Raw genomic sequence first — 23,720 nt, forward strand, 5'->3', positions numbered from 1 at the left:
AACTATACGACCTAGGGTATTAAAACTCTTTATTAAGGCCATATAGTATTACCTATGTGACCTATCTTTATAACGAAAATTAAGCCATCATAGATACAATCCAAAATTCCTTTGGAGTTTGTATCTATGACTGCACATATTCAATCATAAATACAAACTATCTATAATAGCAATAATAAGAATTATTAAGTTTTGCTTTTAATAAGTTTGTACTGCTTATCATAAAAAATTCTCCTAAAAACAAATTTATATTGATTATATACCTAAAAATATTAAAATGCAAGGTTTTAGTTGCTAAATTCTATCAATAATGTTTAAATTAAGATTATTAGCAAGAGTATAAGCATAATCCATAGTGTTGTCCCAAATATCTTCAGGAGTGTGACAATCAGAGTTAATTATGGTTTTAACTCCTGATAAAGAAACCTTATTCCAAAACTTTTCATAGGGATAAGGGAATCTTTCTCCATCAGAATATTTTTTCCTTCCTCTTCTAATACCGTTTGCATTAAATTCTAATATGAAATCATATTTTTTTGCTGTATCAATAATTAGATTACAGGCTTTATCACAATTTTCATCCCAAGGAAAATCATTTATAAAGATTAAATCAGGGTGAGCTATAAAGTCAAAGTATCCACTTTTTATGCCAAGACAAATACTTTTTGCATATTCTATATACTCTTTAGTACTTTTTAAGGAATATGTATTTTTCAATTCGCCATTTTCAGTTAAAAATAAGTGCTGACCTAGAGCTAAGTAATCAAATTTCAACTCATTTTTAAGATAATTATAATAAAAATCATCTGAAGGTAAATATTCTATTTCCAAACCAATTTTAATATGAATAAAATCTTTAAATTTTATTTTAAGTTTTTCTAAAGTAGACTTATATTCCTCAAGTTCATTAAAGTTCATTCTAAGACCAAATCTATTATCTGGATAAGGACCATGATCACTAAATCCTAAAATATCTAAGTTGTTTTTTATAGCTGCATCAATATAATCCTTATCTTCTCCCTTAGCATGTTTACATCTTTTAGTATGGGTATGAAAATTAATTTTTTTTAACATAAATTCCACTTCCTCTCCTCAAATAGAGTATATCAAAAAAGCAAATAAAAGATAAATATTAATAAATTTTAAACAGAAAAATGTTAACAGAAAATTCTTTGACTTTTTCTTTTGAATAAAATAAAATTATTCCACGATAAGTAATCAACCATATTTAAAGCAGATAGTTTACAAAGGAAACTTTATCTAATTGAAGTTATTTTATTATTAATATTTAAAGGAAATATGAACATGGGGTAAAATTTTGATTTGATTTTTGAATAAAACATTATTTTAAATTAATTTATTAGAAGAGGTAAAAAGAGGAATGAAAATAAGATTAATAGAAGAACATGAATTAAACAAGGTTAAAAGTATTTATGATAATGTTGTAAAAGAAATGAATTTAAGAGGACTTTATAATTGGAACGAAAGTTATCCCAATACTGAAATAATTTTTAAGGATATCTCTAATAAACATCTTTATGGAATAGAAGCTTCTGGAGAAATAGTAGCTGTTGCCACTATTAATGATTATGCTTATGATGTTTATAATGATATTGCATGGCAAGTTGATGGACCATTTTTATCATTTCATAGAATAGCTGTTTCACCATCTCACAGGGGAAAAGGATATGGAAGAAAAATGATAGATTTTGTAGAAGAAATGGCAAAGGAAAAAAAGTGCAATTCCATAAGAATTAGTGCTTATCATAAAAATGAAAATGCAGTTAATTTATATAAAAACTTAGGATATGTACATGTAGGAGAAATGATGTCTATGAGAGATATAGTAGAACCTTTCTTATGTCTTGAAAAATCAATAATGTGATTATGATATGAACCAATTTATAGTTTTAAATAGACTATGAATTGGTTTTTTTATTGTTAAATTTGCATTAAGGTTATGTAAAGTGAGAATAATGAGTTTTTTTTATGAATAAACATATAATGAATGCTATGAAAAAAATAGGGGAATAGATTAAAAAATGTATTTATTACTCTATATATGTTGAAAAGAGGGGAGGAAAAATTAGCATTTAAAAATTTGTTTCAAGGGGGATTCATATGAAAAAGGATTATAAGATTTTAATAACTAAAGCCTTATCCTTAAGTATGGTAGGAAGTTTATTTACATCTTATCCTACTTTTGCTAAGGAAATTAAGACACAAGAGGGAGACTTAATAATATCTGAATATTTACATGGACCATCTAATTCAAAGGCTATTGAAATCTTTAATGGAACAGGGGAAGGAATAAATCTTTCTAATTATGACTTGGCTGTATATTCAAATGGAAAATATGAGGGAAGTCCAGTTTCTCAAAGCTTAGAAGATAAGATTATAGAAAGTGGAGAGACTTATGTAATTTATAATAACCAAGGAAAAGATGAAAAATTTACTGAGGTTATAAATGATTTAGAAAATAAATTAGGGGTAGGAAGCCAAACAGTAGGTTTCAATGGTGATGATGTTATATTACTTAGAAAAAATACTGGAAGTGGATACGAAATAATAGACTCCTTTGGAGCTAAGACAGAAAAAGATAAAAAGTTTTATGATAGTAAATTCATAAGTGCTAGAAGAAAAGCTGAAATAAAAGATGGTGAAAATAACATAGATAAAACACCATTTGATGTTTCTATTCAATGGGATGTAGATACAGAAAATTTATATGATGATTTAGGAAAGCATGATATTTCATGGAGTGAAGGAGAAAATCCTTCAGGCAAAGTTCTTAAGGTAAAGGAAGCAAGAAATAAAAACTTAGGCGAGGAAGTTACTACAAGAGGTATTGTAACTTTTAATGATAGAAATAAAACTCTTCATATACAGGATGAAACAGGAGCTATTGCAGTTTCAAACTTTAAATCAGGAGTGGATTTTGGAGCGATAACTAAGGGGAATAAGATTGAAATAAGTGGCACATTAGATAATTTTAATGGATTACTTCAAGTACAAGCTACTAATATAAAAGTCTTAGGAGATTTAGGAATGCCTGATCCTAAGTTGGTTACTATTAAGGAATTAAAAGAGTCAAATTTTGATTCTCATTATATTGAGTTAAAAAATGTAGTAGTTGATTTAGAAGCTAAAACATTAACACAAGGAGAGGATGTTTTAGATATTTACTTTATACCTTCAGGTTTAGAGGTTAAAACAGGAGATTTAGTAGATGTAAAAGGCGTTGTTGGAAGATTCAATGATAAAGTTCAACTTTATGGTTCTTCAGCAGAGTTTATAAAAATAGTTGAAGATAATGAAAGTCCTGTAATAACTCATAAAAAAATTGAAAAGGCTAATATAAATGAAGATTTAAACATTGAAGCTAAAGTAAGTGATAATAACAAATTAGAAGAGGTGTCTATTAGTTTTAAAGGAAAAGAGGATACTGAATTTAAAAAAGCAGTTTTAAAAGAGGAAGATGGAATATTTAAAACTTCAATACCTAAGGAAGATTTAAAAGCTTCTGGAATGGAATATTATATTGAAGCTAGTGATGGTAAAAATATTTCAAGAGTACCAGCAAGTGGAGTATATGCTTTTCAGGTAGTAGACGAAGACTTAAGTGGACCTGAGGTTAAGAATGTTTTACCTAAGGAAAACTCAAGTGTAGGAGAAAACAGAAAACCTGTTATAAGTGGAGAATTTATAGATAATTCTGGAGTAAATGTAGAAAGTGTAAAAATTAAATTAGATAATGAAGACATAACTAAAAGAGCTAAAATAACAGAAGCTGGTTTTTCATATGAGATTGAGAAAGACTTAGAGGATGGAGAACATAGAGTAGAAGTTAGTGTAAGTGATTCTTTAGGAAATAATAGGTTGAAAGAATGGAAGTTTAGAGTAGGAAAGATAAATCATTATTATGGACAACTACATTCACATACTAATATTTCAGATGGAACTGGAAGCTTAGAGGATGCTTATAAATGGGCAAGAGATGAAGGAAAGGCTGATTATTTTGCCGTAACAGACCATTCAAACTGGTTTGATAATGATACTGAAGCTAATATAAATGATGGATCAATGAGTAAAGCTTGGACTAATGCTCAAAATATATCTGATAAATATAATGATGATGGTAACTTTGTTGCTATGTATGGTTATGAAATGACTTGGTCAGGATCTACTGGAGGATGGGGACATATAAATACATTTAATACTCCAGGATTTGAAACAAGAAAAAATAGTGATATGAATTTAAAAAATTATTATAATACTATTTCTCAATTACCAGAGTCAGTTTCTCAATTAAATCATCCAGGAAAGACTTTTGGCGATTTTGCAGACTTTGGTTTTTATAGCGAAGGAGCAGACAAGGTAGTTAATTTAATAGAGGTTGGAAATGGAGAAGGACCTGTGAGAGGCAGTGGATATTTCCCAAGCTATGAATATTATACAAGAGCTTTAGATAAGGGATGGCATGTTGCTCCTACTAATAACCAAGATAATCATAAGGGAAAATGGCTTACAGCAAATGATGCTAGAACAATAATATTATCAGAAGAAAATTCAAGGGATGCTTTATATAAAGCTATGAACAAAAAGCAAGTGTATTCTTCAGAGGATAAGAATATGACTATTGATTATACTGTTAATAATCAAATAATGGGAAGCAATTTAGGTGAAGTAGAAGACTTAGATTTTAATATAGAAATAAATGATGAGGATAAAGAGGATACTATAAAGAAAGTTTCAATAATAGCTAATGGGGGAGTAGAGGTTATTTCAAAGGAATTTAATAGCAATAAAGTTTATTGGAATTTTAAGCTTAAACCTGAATATAGCTACTATTATGTAAAAGTAGTACAAGGAGATCAAGATATTGCAGTTACAGCTCCAGTATGGATTGGGGAAAATGTAAATGTAGGATTAAATGAATTAAAAACTGATAAAGATATGCTTTTAGTTGGTGACGAGGCTAAATTCTCAATAGAAGTTTATAATAATAGTTCTGAAAGATTAAACAATATAAAGGTTGAATTCTTCAATGGAGAAATTTCAGATGAGAAGAAAATTGGAGAAGAAATTATAGAAAGCTTAGAAGGAAATAGCTTAAAGGAAAGTTCTATAACATGGCAACCTGAAAGAGCAGGAGAATTTACTATTTATGCAAAAGCTACAATTTCAATAAATGGAACAGACAAGACATTTACTAAGAGTTCTAAGATAGAAGTTGTAACTGAAGGTGATGTTTATAAGGTAATGATAGATGGGGCTCATGCTAATCAATATGTAACAGGAAACTATGCAGGAAAAATAGATGCTTTTGAAAAGTTATTAACAGAAAATGATTGTATTCCTATAATAAACAAAGAAGAAATAACAGAAAAATCTTTAGAAAATGTTGACTTATTAGTTATAACTGACCCTCAAGGAATTGATGAGCCTAAGTATGAAGTTTACAAAAGTAATTTTACAGATTCAGAAATTGACGCAATAGGAAAATACATGGATAAGGGTGGAAATATAATCATTACATCAAGGGCAGATTATAAAGATGGAGTTGGAGAGTATAGTAATGGTGCTCAATTAAATCCTATTTTAGAGAAGATAAATTCAGAATTAAGAGTAAATGATGACCAAGTTGCAGATTATGAAGTTAATGAAGGACAACAATTTAGACTTATGTTAAATAAGTATTCTTCTCCTAACTTTAATCTTGTTGAAGGATTAGTTGAAGAGGATAAATTTAGCTTCTATAGTGGATCATCAGTAGTATTAAAGGATGGAGCTAAGGAAGAAAAGGTTGACTTCTTAGTAAGTGGTCATGAATCTACAGGAACAGATGATTCAGATAAACAAGGGGATAATGTTCCAGTAGAAAAAGGACAAGTTAATGTTTTAGCAGTAGAAGAATTGTCTAATGGAGGAAAGGTAGCCGTAGCTGGAAGTACTTTCTTCTCAAACTTTGAAATAGATGGAACTAATGCTGAAAGTAAAAGTAATAGTAAGGTAACAAAAAATATAATAAATTGGATGTTGCCTGAAAAAGAATTAGAAAAGCTTACTATTAAAGAATTTAGAGAAGATAAAAATAATGATGGAGAACCAGATAGATTAGGAGAAGAGTATGTTTTAGAGGGAATAGTAACAGCTCAGTCAGAGGCTGTAGAACCTAAAAATGCTTTCTTTGAAGTTATATACATTCAAGATGAAACTGGTGGAATAAATGTTTTTGGTGTTTCTAACACTCCTGTAAAAGTTGGACAAAAAGTAAGAGTTAAGGGAAGAGTAGAGGCATACCAAGGTGAATTTGAAATACAAATAAGTGATGAAAGTGCAGATTTAGAGATAATTGATGAAAATATAAATGAAGTGAGTCCTAAAGAAATGAGCACTGGAGATAGTATGCTTCATGAGAATGAAGGATGGTTAACAAAGGTAACAGGCAAAGTTGTTGACATGGATGATAGCAATATTTACTTAGATGACGGTTCAGGAGTTTCAAGAATATATGTTGAAGGATATATATGGGATGGAATAAATGAAAATATGAAAGGTAAATGGGATCCAAGAATAAAAGTTGGTGATACTGTTTCAGCAATAGGACTTAGCTCAGAAGATCCAGAGGGCAATAGATTAAGAGTAAGAAATACTGGAGAAATAGTTCTTCAGGAAGAAGAAAACCTTGGAGTTATAAATACTGAAATTACAAGTGAAAAAAATGAAATAAAAGAAAATGAAAAAATAAGCTTATTAGCTAAATTAGAAAATAGCACTAAGGAAGCTTTAGAAAATGTAACTTTAAAAATCTTTGCTAACAATGGTGAAAATGAAGTTTTATTAAAAGAAGAAAAAATAGATTCTTTAGGAGTTAATGAATTTAAGAAATTAACTTTTGAACATGCTTTTGAATTAGAGGGTAGATATAGTATAAGCATAAAGCTTTTTGATTCTGAAGGAAATGAAATAAAAAGTAATAATAAAGAGTTTTCACTAGTTGTTTTAAAAGAAATTAGTGGAGGAGATTCTGATAATAATGGGGATTCCAATAATGGTGAAGATTCAAATAATGGATCAGGAAATGATTCAGGTGAAGAAAATAAACCAGGCACAGATAAACCTAATACAGAGAAACCAGAAGAATTACCTAACACTGGTAATAGAATGAATGCTAACATGCTTATGGGCTTTGGAGCTTTATACTTAGCTTTAGGATTTTATATGGTTTCTAAAAGAAAAAAAGTAAGATAAATAATTTATTAAGTTTTTAGGGCTGGCCTTCTTTAGGTCAGCCTCAATAATAAGTAAGTTAGGGTAGTAGGAGAAATATTATGAAAAATAGTAAAAAGAGTATTATTTTTATTATAAGTACAGTTTTAATATCTTTTTTAATTATAGGATTTTCAAGATTTATATTTGATAATGGCTTTATTAAGGATAGACTAAATAAAAATGTTAAATATTATGAAGGAAAAGTAAAGAGAATAACCAAAGAGATGTTAGAAGGAGATAAATACATAGATGGCATAGAGCTAGGATATCAAAATATAGTCATAGAAATTTTAGAGGGACCAGAAAAGGGGAAGGAATATGAAATCGTAAATAATATTAGCAGAATATACAATATGCCAGTTGAGGAAAATACTAAAGTAATTCTAGGTTTCTTTTATGAGAAGGACGAAATAAAAGATATAGCTGTTTATAGTTATAAAAGAAGTAACATAATATTTTTGCTAGTACTATTATTTGTAATAGTCATAATAGGAGTAGGTGGAATAAAGGGAATAAAATCCTTAGTTTCACTGTTTTTTACTTGTGTTTGTATAATATTTTTAATGATTCCACTAATGTTAAGAGGGGTAAATCCAATATTAGCAGCAATTTTTTCAGCACTTATAAGTATTATTGTTACATTGGTTTTAGTTTCGGGAATAAATAAAAAAACTTTAACTGCTATTTTAGGAACTTTAAGTGGAATAATTATATCAGGGGTAATAGCAATAGGTTTTGGAAAACTTGCAAACTTATCAGGTATTAGTATGGAAGAAGCTGAAAGTATGATGTATATAGCTGAAAATACCTCCTTAAATATTCATGGAATAATGTTTGCAGCTATATTAATAGCATCCCTAGGGGCAGTTATGGATGTTGCTATGTCTATTTCCTCATCAATTTTTGAAATAAATGATATTAATGATACTTTAAATAAAAGAGGATTATTTAAAAGTGGAATGAATATAGGAAAGGATATAATAGGAACAATGGCTAATACATTAATATTAGCTTTTGCTGGAGGGTCCTTAAATACAATAATAATGTTATATGCTTCTAATATGAGTAAAAATCAAATATTAAATTTAGATGTGCTTTGTATAGAAGTTATCCAAGGTCTTGCAGGTAGTATAGGAATTATACTTACAGTGCCAATAACAGCTTTTATAGCAAGTTATTTTTGTAAGTTGAATTTAAAAAAAGTGTAAAAGGTATTTTAAATCAGGGATATAATATGATAGTATAAAACTCTAGACATTATTAATTGAGAATATTTAAGACTAAATGAGGAGGACAATAATGAGTAAACAAAAGAAAGAGTTTCTGATGATTGGAATTGGGTTAATAGGATTATCCCTATTCTTACATTATGTGCATTATCTTATATTTCAAGATTTACATCATACACTAATATTTCTTTTTGCAGATATAGCCTTTATACCTATGGAAGTATTCTTTACTACTTTAGTAATTGATAAATTACTTGAAAAGAGGGAGAAAGAGCACTTAAGGGATAAGCTAAGTATGCTTATAGGAGTGTTTTTTAGTGAATTAGGAACAGATATTTTAAATACATTTGTTTATGCAGATTATAATACTGAAATAATTGCTAAAGAGGCTTTAGTAACTAAGGAATGGAACAAAAATGAATTTAAGAATTTAGAAAAATTAGTAGATGAATATGAGTATGATATAGATATTAAAAAGGTGGATTTAATAGCTTTGGAAAAGAAATTAAATGCTCAAAAGGATTTAGTTATAAACTTAATAACTAATCCCATGTTAATAGAGCATGAAGAGTTTTCAGATATGCTTATGTCAATATTACATCTAAGAGAAGAACTAAGTAGTAGATGTTCTCATGAATTAGAAGAGTATGAAATAAAACATTTAGCAAAAGATATAAATGTTGCTTATAAGTATTTAACCTTTGAATGGATTCAGTACATGAAACAATTAAAAGCTAATTATCCACAATTATTCTTAAAAGCCTTAATTACAAATCCTTTTGATAAAAGATCATTAAAGGAAAAAGAATGTAGTTATTTATAAAAAAAGAAGTATGATATGACCTTAAGAGCATATATCATACTTCTTTTTTTAGTTATTCATTGTTTGATATGTAGTTTTTTACATTTTTTAAAACTTCATCTTCACCAACATACATTATTATATCATCAGCCATTATTTTGAAATAAGGTCCTGGAGAAAGGAACATTTCTCCTTTTCTTTTAACTCCTATTATAGTTGCCTTTGTATTTTGCCAAAAGTCTAGATCACCAATACTTTTTCCAACAGCAAAGCTTTCACTTTCAACAATGCTTTCAAAGGGTATAACAGTCCCTACATTTCTAAGTTGCGTAGCAAATTCAATTATATTTTCTATGTTTTTTTCAAGTTGCTTGTCTAATTCATTCTTAGCTTTTAATATTTTATAAGTATCATTACTTAGGGTTGTAAAGTCAGATTGAGCTTTAAACTTGCTTAAAAAGTCCTTAGCATTTTCTTTACTATTTATAATTATTCCACTTTTTTCATTAACAGATACTACGTTCATATCCTTAAGTAAGGCCACTGAGCGTCTTATAGTTTCAGGTGAAACTTTATATATGCTAACTAGGGTTGTACGACCTGTAATTTTACTTCCTTCTTTAAAATCATTATTTAAAACTCTATTAGCTATATCAATAGCTATTTTTATGTAGTTTGGCGTTTTTGTACGTTTAGCCATTATAATATCACGCTCCATAGGATTAATATATTGCACTAAATTGATTTTATCACTTAGATAATAGATTTGTAAATTATAAAGGATATTTTTAGTAAAAAATAAGAATGGAAAATAAAATTTAATCAACATATCTTTGAGAAATTATTTATATATATTTAATGTACTGAATAAATATAGTACTTAGAATTAGTGTGAAAATTTGGGGGTGAAATTTTGTTAAAGAATAGAGAAAGGATGAAAAGATTAATAGCTTGTGGAATAGCAGCAAGTATAGTTTCAGTTAATGGGTTATCTGTTCTTGCTTCTGAGTTAAATAAGTCAGATAAAGTTAATTTAGCTTTAAACAAAAAAACTGTGGCCTCTTCAAGAGAAGTTAATGATAAATGGGGTGCAGAATTAATAACTGATGGTATTAAGGATAAGCCAAGTGATCCAAATGCTAAGCCAGGAAATTCTAGATGGGCTAGTTCAAGAAGTGTACCACAATGGATATACATTGATTTTGAAGAAGCAACAACCTTTGATCAAGTTGATATACTTTGGGATGGGGCATATTCAAGAAATTATAAATTAGAGATTTCTAATGATGGGGAAACTTGGGAAGAAGTTTATACAACTAGTGAGGGAAAAGGAAATCAAGAGTCAATAAAACTTGAAGAAGATATAACTGCTAATTATTTAAGAGTTAGTTGTGAAGATACAACTCACGAATGGGGTAATGTATCAATATATGAAGTTGAGGTTTATGATAATGAAGAGAATGTAGCACCACCTGAAACAGAGACAGGAGTTAATATTGCTTTAAATAAAACTGCTACGGCATCAGCATCAGAAACTAATACACTTACTCCAGACAAAGTTGTAGATGGAGATACATCTTCAAGAAATTCAAGATGGTCAAGTGGAGGATTTTCTAATGGTGCTAAACAGTGGATAACTATTGACCTAGAAAAGGAAAGCACTTTTGACAAGGTTAGATTATTCTGGGAAGCTGCCAATGCAAAGGTCTATGAAATTCAAACTTCTAATGATAATGAAAATTGGAAAACAGTTCATAGAAATGAAGCTGGAAAAGGTGGCACTGAGGTTATAGAGTTAAGTGAAAAGGAAAATGCAAGGTATGTAAGAGTTTATTGTGAAAAAAATAATCCAGCAGTATGGAATGCAGTATCTTTATATGAAGTAGAGATATATAATGGAGAGATTCCTTCATCTAGTGATTTAGATGAAGTTTTAAACTCATTAGAAGTTCCTACTATAAATAAGGGAGACTCTAAACTTCAAATGCCAGAGGTTCCAAAAGGTTTTGAGATAAAATTTATTGGGGCAGATTATAATCAAATAATAAATGATGATATGACCATAAATGAACCTTTAGTTGATACAAAGGTGGTTGTGGATTTTGAAATAAAAAAAGGAAGTCTAAAAAGAGAAACTACTGGTATTGAAATAACTGTACCAGGTAAATATTCTGGTTCTTTAGGAAGTAATACTAAGCCTGAAGTAGTTCCAAGTTTAAGAGAATGGGTTGGAAAAGACGGAAACTTTACTATAAGAGATTCTTCAAGAATAGTTATTGATCCTACCTATGAAAATGAACTAAGCAAAACTGCAAATGAATTTAAATCTGATTATGAGGAGATAGTTGGTAAACCGGTTGAAATAGTTTACTCAAGTTCACCTGTAGAAGGAGATTTTTATTTTACTTTAAATTGTGAAGATAAGAGTATTGGAGAAGAAGGATATTACATGTATGTAGATGAGTACGTAAAAGTTGAAGCTACTCACAATACAGGAGCTTTCTACTCAACTAGATCAATACTTCAAATATTAAAGCAAAATGGAGAAACTATTCAAAAAGGAATAGTTAGAGACTTCCCAAGATATGAAAATAGAGGATTTATGCTTGATGTTGGAAGAAAATTCTTTACAATGGATTATTTAGAGCAATTTATGGAAGCTATGTCTTGGTATAAATTAAATAACTTCCAAGTTCATTTAAGTGATAACTATATTTGGACTAATAATGAGAATTGGGAAACTGCTTATGCTGCTTTTAGATTAGAATCTGAAACATATCCAGGTTTAACAGCAACAGATGGAAGTTATACTAAAGAAGAATTTAGAGAATTTATAGAAAAGTCTGGGGATCATGGAGTAGAAATTATTCCAGAAATAGATGTTCCTGCTCACTCCTTAGCATTTACTCGTTATGATCAATCTTTAGCCTTAGGTACAGGAGGAGATGCAACTTATTTAGATGTAGGTAATCCAAAGGTTTATGATTTTGTAGATGGATTATTTGATGAATATTTAGGAGGAGAAAATCCAGTCTTTGGAGATCAAGATTTCCATATTGGAACAGATGAGTATAAGGGAGCACCTGAGAAAAAAGAGGAATTTAGAGCATTTACAGATAGATACCTTAAAAGAGTAAGAGATGATTATGGTAGAAATCCAAGACTATGGGGAAGTTTAGATGTTTTCCCAGGACAAACTCCTGTAACTAGCGATGGAGTCCTTATGAATATATGGTATAGGGGATATGCTGATGCTAGAAATATGATAAATCAAGGATATGATATTTTAAATACACAGGATGCAGATCTTTATATAGTTCCAGAAGCAGGTTACTATAATAACTATCTTAACACAAGATTTTTATATAATGAGTGGGAACCAAGAAGATTTGCTTCAGATTACAAACTTCCAGCAGGTCATCCTCAATTAAAGGGAGGAATGTTTGCTGTATGGAATGATATGATAGATGAAAAAGCAAATGGAATATCTGAAAGAGACATCTATGATAGATCATTCCAAGCTGCTCAAGTTTTATCAGAAAAAATGTGGGCGGCACCTGATAGTGAAACAAGTTTTGAAGAGTTTAAAGAAAGAGTTGACAAAGTAAGTGATGTTCCAGATTCTAACTTAACTTATGATGTAGAATCTAAAACTGAAACTGTAATTGATTATGATTTTGAAGAAGATTCTACAGAAAATATTAAAGATAATTCTGGAAATGAATATAATGCTACAGGAGTAAATGTAGAATCTGTAGAAGGTAAAGAAGGAAAAGGAATTAAATTAAGTGGAGGAGAAAGTTATATTGATACTCCAATTGATAACAAAGGTTTAGACTATACAGTTTCTATGTGGGTGAAGAAAGATGCAAATGGAGATTATAGTGAGCAAATATTATCAGAATCTAACACAGGGGTATTAAAGGCTTGTCAAAAAGAAACTGGTAATGTTGGTTTCTCAAGAGAAGGATATGACTATTCATTTAATTATAAATTACCTGAGGATGAATGGGTAGAGTTAACCTTTATTGGAGAATTAAATAAAACAAGTCTTTATGTAAATGGAGAATTTATAGAAACTATAAATAAGAGTAATGGTGGTAAGGTAGGAACATTTATTTTACCTTTAGATAAAATAGGAAGTTCAACTAATTCCTTTAAGGGTAGCATAGATGAAATTACTATTAAGGATGGTGCTCATAAAATTGTAGATCCTACAGTTATACCTCAAGAGCAAATGAGTGCAACTGCTAGCAGTGAGCATCCTAATATAGGATCAGAGGGAATAGCTGATTTTGCTATAGATGGAGATGAAAGTACTATATGGCATACTAAATGGAGTCCTGTAGAAGCATTGCCTCAACACATTACTTTAGACTTAGGAGGAAGTTATAATATAAATAAATTTACTTATATGCCAAGACAAGATGCTTTAAATGGTAGCATAAGTAAATATGAATTCCAAGTTAGTACTGATGGAGAAAACTTTACAAAGGTTTTAGAGGGAGATTGGACTGCTGACCATAGTACTAAGGCATTAAAATTTGATCCAGTAGAAGCTACTCATGTAAGATTAGTGGCTAAAGCTGGTCATGGTGGATTTGCCTCAGCTGCTGAATTAAATGTTCATCAAGTTTTAGAGGTTCCAGAGGAAAATGTGGGTCAAAGTTTCTTAACTTTACCTGAAAGCCTTAAAGTAAATGAAAATTTTGATGTTTTCTTAGGTGCTAATGAAATAAAAGAAGATTTATCAGCTTATGCAGCAGAATTTACTTTAAAATATAATCAAGAAGTATTTGACTTAGTTGAAGTTACAAGTGGAATAGATGGAGTTTTGGTAAATTATAAAGAAGTAGAACCAGGCGTAGTAAAAATATTAGTTGCTAGTTTAGGAAAACCTATAGAAAATGATACAAACTTAGTAAAGGTAACTCTTACTCCTAAGAGTGAATCAGAAAGAGAAATTTTTGAAGTAATTTCAGCAAACTTAGGTGATGGAGAAAATGGAAAAGTTTGTGAATTAGGATTAACAAGTGGAGAGGTAGCAGTAGGCAAAGGTAGTGCAGAGATAATTGTTAACCAAGTAGAAAACTTTGTGGCTTCAGAGATTAGTAGAAAATATGTAAATGTAACTTGGGAAGCTCCAAAGACAACTGAAGGTTTAGAAGGATATATTCTATATAAAGATGGAAAAAAAGTTGGAGAAGTTGGTGCTGATGAGACAGCTTATAAATTTAAAGGATTAAATAGACACACAATTTATAACTTTAAAATAGCTGCTAAGTATTCAAATGGAGAAATTTCTAGTAAGAATTCAATAACTTTAAGAACAAGCAGAAATTAGAGAAATAAAAAATAAGAAAAAGACCAGAATCTTTGATTTTGGTCTTTTTTTATAATAAAGATTATTTTGCTATATAATATAATTAGTTATAGAAAGAGAGGATTGATTAACATGTTAAATGTAACCTTGTTAGGAACAGGGGGAGGCATGCCTATGCCAAATAGATTTTTATCATCAGTTGTTATGAATTTCAAGGGAAGAAAAATTCTTTTAGACTGTGGAGAGGGCACTCAGGTTTCTATGAGGGTAAATGGAACTGGATTTAAAAGTATAGATATTATTTGCATAAGTCATCTTCATGGAGATCATATATATGGATTACCAGGTTTACTTTCTACAATTGGTAATAGTGGAAGAACAGAAGATATATATATAATAGGACCTAAGGGAATAAAAGAGGTTATAGAGGGATTTTTAATAACTCTTCCATATCTTCCATATAAACTTAACATACTAGAAGATGCAAGTAATTTAGAATTCATGGTTAAAAAAGAAAAAATGGAATTAGTTGAAGAGGATGAAAAAATAAGTTCGGATTTAAGTATAAAAACTTTAGAATTAGATCATTCTTCTCCTTGTTTAGGATACTCTTTTAATATAAGGAGAGGAAGAAAATTTAATGTGGAAAAAGCTTTAATTAATAAAGTTCCAAAGGAATTGTGGTCCAAACTTCAAAGAAATAATGAAATTGAGTTGGATGGAGTAAAATATTATAGTTATATGGTATTAGGGGATGAAAGAAAGGGAATCAAACTAAGTTACACAACGGATACAAGACCTACAGAGAATATACCAGGTTTTATAAAGGAAAGTGATTTATACATATGTGAAGGGACTTATGGAAGTGAAGAGGATATGCATAAGGCCATAAAAAATAAACATATGACTTTTAAGGAAGCAGCTAATTTAGCTAAAATGGGTCAGGTAAAGGAATTATTATTAACTCATTTTAGTCCATCTATTAATGATCCAAAGGAATTTATACATAATGCAAGAGAGGTATTTGAAAATTCCCATGCTGGAAGTGATGGAGAGGAAAAAACTTTAAATTTTAAAGAATAATTAAAATAAAATAAGATGTTTAAAAATTCCAATAAATGTTATAATTATTATGAAATCTTATAACTAAGAAAGGGATTGATGATATGAAGGGGTTAATAGTTTTTGGGGAAAAAGGTTCAGGAAAAGATACTGTGGCTAAACTTATAAATGAATATTCAGAGAAAAGTGTCAGTTTCTTTAATATAGGAGACTTAGTTAGGGATATGTCATGTATATTTTTAGCAACAGATAAGTGGGAAAATAAAAAAAGAGAATTTTATGTAGATACGGCTATAAAACTTAAGGAAATAGATGAGGACTTTTTAAGTTACTATGTATTAGGTAAAATACTAGATAAGTTTAAAAAGAAATCTATGAAGGATATAGATAATGAACAGCTTATAATAGTAACTGGTGGAAGAACATATGAGGACTTTGAATTCTGGAAAAATAGCGGTTTCAAAACATTAGGGGTTAAATGTGATGAAAAAGTAAGAATAGAAAGATTAAAAAGTAGAGATGGTTATGAACAAAACTCACAAGGTGACCTTGAAAAGAATACAAGAAAAATAATTGATTTATGTGATTTTACAGTGGATAATAGCGGATCTTTTAAAGATTTAACAAAGGAAGTAACAGATTTTGTGGTTGAAAATGGACTATAAAATTTTACTAGGCTAAATCATAATCAGTAGAATATAGAGTATTAAAAAAGAAGATAGAAAGAATAGGTTAATAATAAAATAGTATAATTATAATGGTTATTTTGAGTATGGGACACACCGGTGGCGATATTAATCATGCTTATGGTATTACTGGTATTACAATAGGATATCTAAATAAAGAGTTAAGCAGTAATGTAGGTCTTAAAGGAATGGCTAAAAATGAATTGTAATGATAAAGCTAGGTAGGAAAATCTTATCTAGCTTTTTTCTTTTTAGAAATAAAAAGTTAAGAATATAATCAATAATTTAACTTATTTTAAATAAAATTTTAAAATAAGTTGCTTTTTATTAATGTTTTGTTAATTTAAAGTTTGATTTTTGACCAGTTTTGCATGAAAAATGACCTGTTATGCAAAGAACATTGAAGTTATTTTATGTATGAATATAATAAAATTGTAAAACATATGAAATAGGAGGAATAACCATGAAGAAAAATTTAATATCAAGATTAACAGTATTAGCAATTACAAGTACTTTATGTACAAGCATGTTTGCTCCATCTTTAACTGCATATGCTAATGAGAGAAGCTTTAAAAGTATTAATAGTAACTATTCTATAACTATGGATGGAATAACTTATAGTGCTGAAGAGATTGCAAACTCAATAAGACCACATATTGATTATAGTATTGACTATGGTGAAGATATAAGAGAAAGAAGTGCAGTAACAAAAGCAATAAAGACTGCTTTAAAATGGTTAAAAGGAAATTGGGCAGTAGTTTATAGTAAATTACCAAACTGGATGAAAAAATATGTTGCATTTGATAGAATATTTGCTATAGCAGATAAATTTATAGGTATTTCTGATAGTGTAGAAGATTTCTTTCATAGGGTATTCAGAGCTGCAGGTATGCCTGAAAATGTAAATTGGTTTGTAACTAATGTGATAATGCTATTACTTCCAATTTAATAATAGAGGGTGGGCAATTTGAAACGATTTTTATGGTTTAATTTAGAAAAAATTAAGACAGATCCTGATTATTTTTTAATAAATTTCTTATTCTTAATATTGGTACAATGTGTATTTTATTTTCCAACTGGAAGATCAAGAAGTGTAAATATTTCTTCAGGAATTCTTACATCAATATTTTTCATATACATTCTTTTATGCAAAAAAAATTTTAGTTATAAAGATGTATGGAATTGTTTTTGGAATTGGTGAAGTAATGAAGAATACTTAGTAATATTAAATATTACTAAGTATTCTTTTGCTTTTATAGATTTTTCTTGACTTAAAAACACTTTCTTTAATTATTTTTACATAATTATAATAAGAATATAATTATTAAATGTAATTTATATTAAAATTTAGATATAAATTATTTTATATTATGGGAGGATTATATGCTATTAATTACTAATTTGCCTAATACACTATAGAAATATTTTTATTATATTAAAAATAATGGTATTATTAATATGATTAAAATATTTTTAAAATTACTTTTTAGGAGGAATAAATGAAAAAATTCTCTTTAATATTTATAGCTTTAAGCTTCGCTCTTTTATTTCTAGTATGTGGGAATAATAACGAAGTACCTAGATACTCTTCTACAGGAGATAGAGATACTATTGAATCCTTTGGTGTAGATGGACAGTTTGCTATCTATAAGTTTTCTGATGAAAATTTCAATAAAAAGTTAGATTTGTATGATACTAAAAATCAGGAAGTTATTGATATTATATCAAATTATAAAGAAATAGAACCGTATGTTTATACTATAGGCGAAAAAGGTTATACTAAATTAAACTATGCCAATGAGAATCTTATACAATCAAATGATTTAAACGAATTTTCAACTAATGATAAAGCTATATTTGAAAAATTAAACAAATAAAAAAATGCTTTTATAATAAATTTATTATAAAAGCATTTTTTTTATTCTATATGTGTAGCAAAGGAATAACATAAATGACCATCTGAAAGTAAATAAATAGAATAAATCTAGATAATAATGTAGCTTAATTAATTTATATCAACTTCATCTGAGATAATATTAAGTTAAGCTTAGTTTTTAAAGAATTTTATTGTATAATTATAAATGATTTAAGTTTAAGAGGTGAAAATTATGGCAAAAGATAAGAAACTTAAGACAAATGCTATGAGAATATTAGATTCTAAAAAGGTTTCATATGAAATGTTAAGTTATGAAAGCGAAGATGGAAAGATAGATGGAATTTCAGTAGCTCATAAAATTGGAGTGGATGAGAAGAATGTATTTAAAACATTAGTGGCTCAAGGAACAAGTAAAGAGTTATATGTTTTTGTTATACCAGTTGCAGAAGAATTAGATTTAAAAAATGCTGCTAAGATAGCTGGAGAAAAGAAAGTTGAAATGATAGCGGTTAAAGATATATTAAAATATACCGGATATATTCGTGGAGGATGCTCACCCATAGGACTTAGACGTCCTTACAAAACATTTATACATGATAGTGCTAAGGAATTAGATTTTATGATAGTAAGTGCAGGAAAAATAGGTCATCAAATAAAGTTGAAGCCTAATGATTTAGTAAATGTAGTAGAAGGTGAATTTGCATTTTTAATAAAATAATTCTTGTCTAAATAAACATAGGTGGATGTTCACCTATAGGAATGAAAAAGAACTATAAAACATTTATACATGAGAGTGCAGAAGATTTAGATTTTATAATATTTAGTGCAGGAAAGATAGGACATCAAATAAAAATGAATCCAAAAGACTTAGTAAGTGTTGTAGAAGGGGAATTTGCATTTTTAATAAAATAGTAAAAACTAATTAGACTATATTTTAAAAGAACTTTTAAGAATTTAAAAGTTTAGAATTGTAATTATTAAATCAAAAAGAAGCCACAAAATTTTATGTGGCTTCTTTTTTACTTTTTAAAGCATAGTTTTAGCAAATTTCATTAAAGAAGGAGCAGCTGCTAAAAGACTTTTGTTTGATTTTGAATTCATTTTTTTCATTGCACAGGTTACACCTATAATACCTGCTGCAGCTCCTATGCAGGATGCAATAAGAACTTTTTTATTTACTTGAATTTCTTTATTTAATAGACAAGATCTTATTTTGCAATCCTCATCATTAGAATTAGCACAATCCTTTAAATCCTCCATAGAATCAAAGAATGAATAATCCTCTATGTTATCTTCATTGGAACTATTCATTGAATAGTTATCTCTATAATGAGATGGGGGAACAAAGCGTTTAGATTTTTTTCTTAATGCCTTGTATTCTTTATCCATATTTATACCAATTGCTTTATACATAAAATCACCTCAAATTTATTATTTACAAAATTAATTTATATAATCATAAATTAAAATCTTTTTATAATTTCCTTAATGATAAAAACTTAAAGATTAAAATAATATATTAAGTAACTTTAATATGATTGGTGAATAAAATGTATTATATGGGATATATTCCAAATTTATTTAGAAGGCGTGAATTTGTATGAATAAAAATGATTTAAATAAAGTTGAAGAAGGATATTATGGGAATAAGGAAGATTATTATGATAAGCAAGGGCATTGTTACACTAGTTTTTTTATAAGTGATATTATTATAGATAATAATAAAAAAGGTAGCGTTACAATAAATAATAATTTTGATATTTCTAAAGAAAAAAAAGACTTTTTGAAAGAAGAACTTTTAAAATATTTTAAGCTTGAAAAAAATGAAAGTTTAGATGATGAAGAGTTAGATAAACTTATAAGATTTTTTGTGGAAAATTTAGGAGCACAATTTTATATACAAGGGGTTATAGATTCTTATAAATATATTGTTGAAAAATCTGATGATTTGTTGAGTGTAGAAAGGTGATAGAACATAGAAGTTATCTAATTTAAATATGGATAACTTCTTTTTTTGTTATTTTTGATATTTTTTTGTAACTATTTTATTGATAAATCTTACTAAAGAATATATTATAGAATATGAAGGATTAGTTTAGGCAGGGCGTAATATGACTACTAGGGAGGATTGTGTATGAATAGGAATAAGATAGCAGCTTTGATTTTTGCTGTATCAACAGTATGTGTTGTTTCGGCACACAGTGAAAATGCTTATGCAACAGAACATAAAAATTCTAATCAATTAGAAGAAAATAATCAAACGAGATCGGTGAAAAAAGGTCAAGTTATAAACGTAAGCACAAATTTAAGAATTAGAAAGAGTCCAAATACAAGCAGTGATGTTATTGGATATTTAACTAATGGTGAAATTTTTAATATAGATGGAAAAGAAGGTTCATGGTATAAAATAAATGCTAATGGTAAAGTTGGTTATATTCATGGAGATTATGTTAAAGAAGTAAGTGGTAATTCTAATAGTAATAGCAATAATAGTGGAAGTAACTCAAATTTAGATACTTCATTAGCTGGGAAAAAAGGGACTGTTGTAAACGTAAGTACTTCTTTAAGAGTTAGACAATCACCAAGTACAAGTAGCTCAGTTGTAGGCAGCCTAAGAGGTGGTCAGACATTTGAGATAAAGGGTAAAAGTGGAAGTTGGTATTATATAAATGCAAATGGACTTACAGGATATATTCATGGAGATTATGTACAAGTAGGTGGAAGTAATTCAAATAATGGTGGACAATCATCAGAAAATAACTCAGGAATGGATACTTCATTAGCAGGAAAAACTGGTAAGGTTGTAAATGTAAGTACTTCTTTAAGAATTAGACAATCACCAAGTACAAGTAGCTCAGTTGTTGGATCATTAAGTGCAGGCCAAACTTTTAAGATAAATGGTAAAAATGGAGCTTGGTATAATATTGATGCACAAGGAACAAAAGGACATGTTCATGGAGATTATGTACAAGTATTAAGTGGAAACGAAGGTTCTAATAATCAAAGTAATAATAACCAAAGTGGAAGCCAAAATAACAATTTAGATGAATCTTATAATGGAAAAACTGGAAAGGTTGTAAATGTAACAACTAATTTAAGACTTAGAAGTCAACCTAATACTAGTAGTTCTGTTTTAGCATATTTATTACCTAATGAAAGATTTACTTTACAAGGAAAGACTTCTTCAGGATGGTTTAAAGTAAATTATAATGGAAAAGTTGGTTATTTACATGAAGAGTATGTTAAAATAGTATCTTCAGATGAAGGGGCAAATGGAAATACAGGCGGAAACCAAAATGGAAGCACAAATGGTGGACAAGTTAACCAAAGTAAATATGAACAAGTTTTAAGTATTATGAAATCTCAAATTGGTTCTCCATATATTTATGGAGGCGCTGGAGAAACACTAACTTCAAGCTTATTAAGTAGCTTAAGAAAAACTTTCCCAGATCATGCTGCAAGAGGATTTTATGATATACCATCAAACTATTTAAATGGAAATTACAGAGCCTTTGATTGCTCTGGATTAATGCAATGGAGTTTTAGACAAGCTGGAATTAGTTTAGGAAGAACAACTTGGGATCAAATAAACAATGGATATGAAGTTTCTCCAAGTAATGCTAAGCCAGGAGACTTATTATTCTTTAGTAATTTAGGCCATGTAGGTATGTATATAGGAAATGGTCAATGGATAGAGGCTCCTAACAAAGGTAAATTTGTTTCTATTACATCTGTTCCATGGAGTAAAATAGGAAGGGCAAGAAGAGTTCTTTAAGATTAACATAATAGATTTATTATAAAGCAAGTTATATTTAGCAATAGCTTACTAAATATAACTTGTTTTTTATTTATTTAATATACAAATTTTGCAAAATATAATATAATTAAAATGTAAAATAATGGGAGGTGGTTTGGTGAAAAAATTGTTATTATTTATTAGTAGTTATGAAGGGGAAAAGAGTAATTCCTATTATATAGCAAATTATATAGAAAAAAAGTTATTAGGTAAGATAAAATGTACTAAAATATTATTAAGTGATAATGAGTTAGATGGAATAAAAGATAAAGTTAGAAATTGTGATAATGTGATTTTTATTACTTCATTAAGAAAAGATGAGTTTAATAGAATATCAAAAATGTTTTTAGAGGCTATTAGAGAGGAGAATAAGAATAAGGAGCATAATAAAGAAATAAAGTTTTCAGCTATTTTAAATGGTGATGTGGAAGTTTTAAGTGGAGTAGAAAAAATAGAAAAATTATTAGAAAACTGCATGGAGATATGTAACAAGAAATATATTGTTTGGCAGAAGGGCATAGGAGTATTAGCTAAATTAAATCTATGGGAAAGTGGTTTAGAAAACAATGCTTTAGAATATGATCAATTAGAAATAGAATTAGAAATGTTTTGTCAGGATATAGTAAATGAAAAGAGATACCACCATAATAGCTTTGCTATACCTAAAAAAGGAAGTGGATTTTTAAAATTTATAAATAATAAAATAAAGCAATTTACTTAGGTTTATAACTAGGATATAATTATTAAATAAAAAATATATAATTTATGGAGATTAATTATATTTTTTTATGATTTTGAGATTATTAAGTTATTATATAGATTAAGTTATTTAAATAAAAAGGACATTAGGGAACATTATATAGTTTTGTGTAAAAAAACAAAACTATATAATGTCTTTTTCTTTCAATAAATTTTTATTCAGTGAAAATTATTTATATTTTTATAATTTTTTTTATTATTTTTATAAATGAAGGCTATTATTTAAAGTCCTTTTTTATTAGAAGCAGGGGAAATACCTTTATCTTTTAAAATTTCATAAATTGTTTTAGATGTTGTATCTTCCATTGAATAGCCTAAGTCTATTAAAATTTCATTAAGTTTTTCCTCAGATGAAGTTTCTATTTCTATGTATGGAAATGGACAAAATGATGGGTCATTAATATCTATTTCTATTAATGAATCTTTATATTTATAGCTTTCTCTATATTTCTTTATAGTTTCAAATAATTCTAATCCTAAAGATTTAAAGATATTTTTACCCATAGCTCCATCTTCTATGATTGTTTCATTTTCTTCCATTACTTTAAACTTATCTTGGCTAAGCATTTTTTTTGTAGTCATAAAATAAACTGTTTTATTGTTTATAAGGTCTTCAACAGTTCTTATTCTTGCATAACCTTTTTTATCTAATAATTTTCTATCTGGAAAATCAAAAATATCGTTTGTTTGATTTTCACGCTTTACATTTTCTGCCCCAAGTTTATTTAATGTTTCTCTTATCTTTTCAACATCTATATCTATAATACGTGTTTCAAGTTCTTTCATAATTAAACTACCTCCAAATTCTTTATAATACTATTATAAACAAATTGTTAAAGGGAGAAAAGAATAGTATGGTGATTTTTCCTTTATACTTTGATAAAATATAAGATGTGTCAAATTTAAGAAAAG

Annotated in this window: 20 protein-coding genes; 16 read left to right on the forward strand and 4 right to left on the reverse strand. The window is 28.2% G+C overall.

Annotated features, from left to right (window positions below; all coding sequences use genetic code 11):
* Nucleotides 1–294 precede the first annotated feature (294 nt).
* Nucleotides 295–1,083, reverse strand: coding sequence for a histidinol-phosphatase (locus QP548_RS04140; RefSeq protein WP_081109950.1), 789 nt, complete (start codon nucleotides 1,081–1,083; stop codon nucleotides 295–297).
* A 298-nt stretch (nucleotides 1,084–1,381) separates the two neighbouring features.
* Between QP548_RS04140 and QP548_RS04145 the strand changes: the two genes are divergently transcribed.
* The 4 genes from QP548_RS04145 (at nucleotide 1,382) to QP548_RS04160 (ending at nucleotide 9,327) form a co-directional block, all read left to right on the forward strand.
* Nucleotides 1,382–1,885: a GNAT family N-acetyltransferase gene (locus QP548_RS04145; protein WP_003449110.1), complete on the forward strand. Its 504-nt coding sequence runs from the start codon at nucleotides 1,382–1,384 to the stop codon at nucleotides 1,883–1,885.
* A gap of 236 nt (nucleotides 1,886–2,121) precedes the next feature.
* Nucleotides 2,122–7,254: a CehA/McbA family metallohydrolase gene (locus QP548_RS04150; RefSeq protein ID WP_061428333.1), complete on the forward strand. Its 5,133-nt coding sequence runs from the start codon at nucleotides 2,122–2,124 to the stop codon at nucleotides 7,252–7,254.
* An 80-nt stretch (nucleotides 7,255–7,334) separates the two neighbouring features.
* Nucleotides 7,335–8,483 (forward strand): YibE/F family protein, encoded by a 1,149-nt coding sequence (locus QP548_RS04155; protein ID WP_061428331.1) that lies wholly within the window; start codon nucleotides 7,335–7,337, stop codon nucleotides 8,481–8,483.
* A 91-nt stretch (nucleotides 8,484–8,574) separates the two neighbouring features.
* On the forward strand, nucleotides 8,575–9,327 hold the full coding sequence (locus QP548_RS04160) for a hypothetical protein (RefSeq protein ID WP_061428329.1): 753 nt from the start codon (nucleotides 8,575–8,577) through the stop codon (nucleotides 9,325–9,327).
* A 52-nt stretch (nucleotides 9,328–9,379) separates the two neighbouring features.
* Here QP548_RS04160 and QP548_RS04165 read toward each other — a convergent pair whose 3' ends face one another.
* Nucleotides 9,380–10,006, reverse strand: a complete 627-nt coding sequence (locus QP548_RS04165; protein ID WP_003449118.1) for a TrkA C-terminal domain-containing protein — start codon at nucleotides 10,004–10,006, stop codon at nucleotides 9,380–9,382.
* 213 nt (nucleotides 10,007–10,219) lie between these two features.
* Between QP548_RS04165 and QP548_RS04170 the strand changes: the two genes are divergently transcribed.
* The 9 genes from QP548_RS04170 (at nucleotide 10,220) to QP548_RS04210 (ending at nucleotide 19,165) form a co-directional block, all read left to right on the forward strand.
* Nucleotides 10,220–14,650, forward strand: coding sequence for a discoidin domain-containing protein (locus tag QP548_RS04170; protein WP_061428327.1), 4,431 nt, complete (start codon nucleotides 10,220–10,222; stop codon nucleotides 14,648–14,650).
* Nucleotides 14,651–14,761: 111 nt separating this feature from the next.
* A complete protein-coding gene (locus QP548_RS04175; protein ID WP_061428325.1) occupies nucleotides 14,762–15,712 on the forward strand; it encodes a ribonuclease Z in 951 nt (316 codons plus the stop codon).
* A gap of 83 nt (nucleotides 15,713–15,795) precedes the next feature.
* Complete coding sequence (locus QP548_RS04180; protein ID WP_061428322.1) at nucleotides 15,796–16,356, forward strand: AAA family ATPase; 561 nt, start codon at nucleotides 15,796–15,798, stop codon at nucleotides 16,354–16,356.
* 92 nt (nucleotides 16,357–16,448) lie between these two features.
* Nucleotides 16,449–16,586: a hypothetical protein gene (locus QP548_RS04185; protein WP_158024737.1), complete on the forward strand. Its 138-nt coding sequence runs from the start codon at nucleotides 16,449–16,451 to the stop codon at nucleotides 16,584–16,586.
* Between the two features lie 254 nt (nucleotides 16,587–16,840).
* Complete coding sequence (locus tag QP548_RS04190) at nucleotides 16,841–17,326, forward strand: hypothetical protein (protein ID WP_061428320.1); 486 nt, start codon at nucleotides 16,841–16,843, stop codon at nucleotides 17,324–17,326.
* 18 nt (nucleotides 17,327–17,344) lie between these two features.
* Nucleotides 17,345–17,578: a hypothetical protein gene (locus tag QP548_RS04195; protein ID WP_061428318.1), complete on the forward strand. Its 234-nt coding sequence runs from the start codon at nucleotides 17,345–17,347 to the stop codon at nucleotides 17,576–17,578.
* 298 nt (nucleotides 17,579–17,876) lie between these two features.
* The gene (locus QP548_RS04200; RefSeq protein ID WP_061428316.1) at nucleotides 17,877–18,254 is read left to right on the forward strand and encodes a hypothetical protein; all 378 of its coding nucleotides are present in this window, start codon (nucleotides 17,877–17,879) and stop codon (nucleotides 18,252–18,254) included.
* Between the two features lie 231 nt (nucleotides 18,255–18,485).
* Entirely contained in the window at nucleotides 18,486–18,971 is a 486-nt protein-coding gene (gene ybaK, locus QP548_RS04205; RefSeq protein WP_061428314.1) for a Cys-tRNA(Pro) deacylase, read from the forward strand.
* Nucleotides 18,972–19,012: 41 nt separating this feature from the next.
* Entirely contained in the window at nucleotides 19,013–19,165 is a 153-nt protein-coding gene (locus QP548_RS04210) for a ybaK/ebsC protein (RefSeq protein ID WP_075808093.1), read from the forward strand.
* Between the two features lie 114 nt (nucleotides 19,166–19,279).
* Here QP548_RS04210 and QP548_RS04215 read toward each other — a convergent pair whose 3' ends face one another.
* The gene (locus QP548_RS04215; RefSeq protein ID WP_061428312.1) at nucleotides 19,280–19,666 is read right to left on the reverse strand and encodes a hypothetical protein; all 387 of its coding nucleotides are present in this window, start codon (nucleotides 19,664–19,666) and stop codon (nucleotides 19,280–19,282) included.
* Nucleotides 19,667–19,853: 187 nt separating this feature from the next.
* On the opposite strand from QP548_RS04215, the gene QP548_RS04220 reads away from it, so the two are divergent.
* The 3 genes from QP548_RS04220 (at nucleotide 19,854) to QP548_RS04230 (ending at nucleotide 22,770) form a co-directional block, all read left to right on the forward strand.
* Nucleotides 19,854–20,222: a DUF2164 family protein gene (locus QP548_RS04220; RefSeq protein ID WP_003449139.1), complete on the forward strand. Its 369-nt coding sequence runs from the start codon at nucleotides 19,854–19,856 to the stop codon at nucleotides 20,220–20,222.
* 165 nt (nucleotides 20,223–20,387) lie between these two features.
* Nucleotides 20,388–22,028 carry a C40 family peptidase gene (locus tag QP548_RS04225; RefSeq protein ID WP_061428310.1) on the forward strand — a complete coding sequence of 547 codons (1,641 nt, stop codon included), beginning with the start codon at nucleotides 20,388–20,390 and terminating at the stop codon, nucleotides 22,026–22,028.
* Nucleotides 22,029–22,167: 139 nt separating this feature from the next.
* Nucleotides 22,168–22,770, forward strand: a complete 603-nt coding sequence (locus tag QP548_RS04230) for a hypothetical protein (RefSeq protein WP_061428309.1) — start codon at nucleotides 22,168–22,170, stop codon at nucleotides 22,768–22,770.
* Nucleotides 22,771–23,030: 260 nt separating this feature from the next.
* On the opposite strand, the gene QP548_RS04235 is transcribed toward QP548_RS04230, so the two are convergent.
* Nucleotides 23,031–23,594, reverse strand: coding sequence for a class IV adenylate cyclase (locus QP548_RS04235; protein WP_061428307.1), 564 nt, complete (start codon nucleotides 23,592–23,594; stop codon nucleotides 23,031–23,033).
* Between the last annotated feature and the right edge of the window lie 126 nt (nucleotides 23,595–23,720).

This window comes from Clostridium sp. UMB9555A (assembly GCF_030222355.1).
Classification (GTDB): domain Bacteria; phylum Bacillota; class Clostridia; order Clostridiales; family Clostridiaceae; genus Sarcina; species Sarcina perfringens.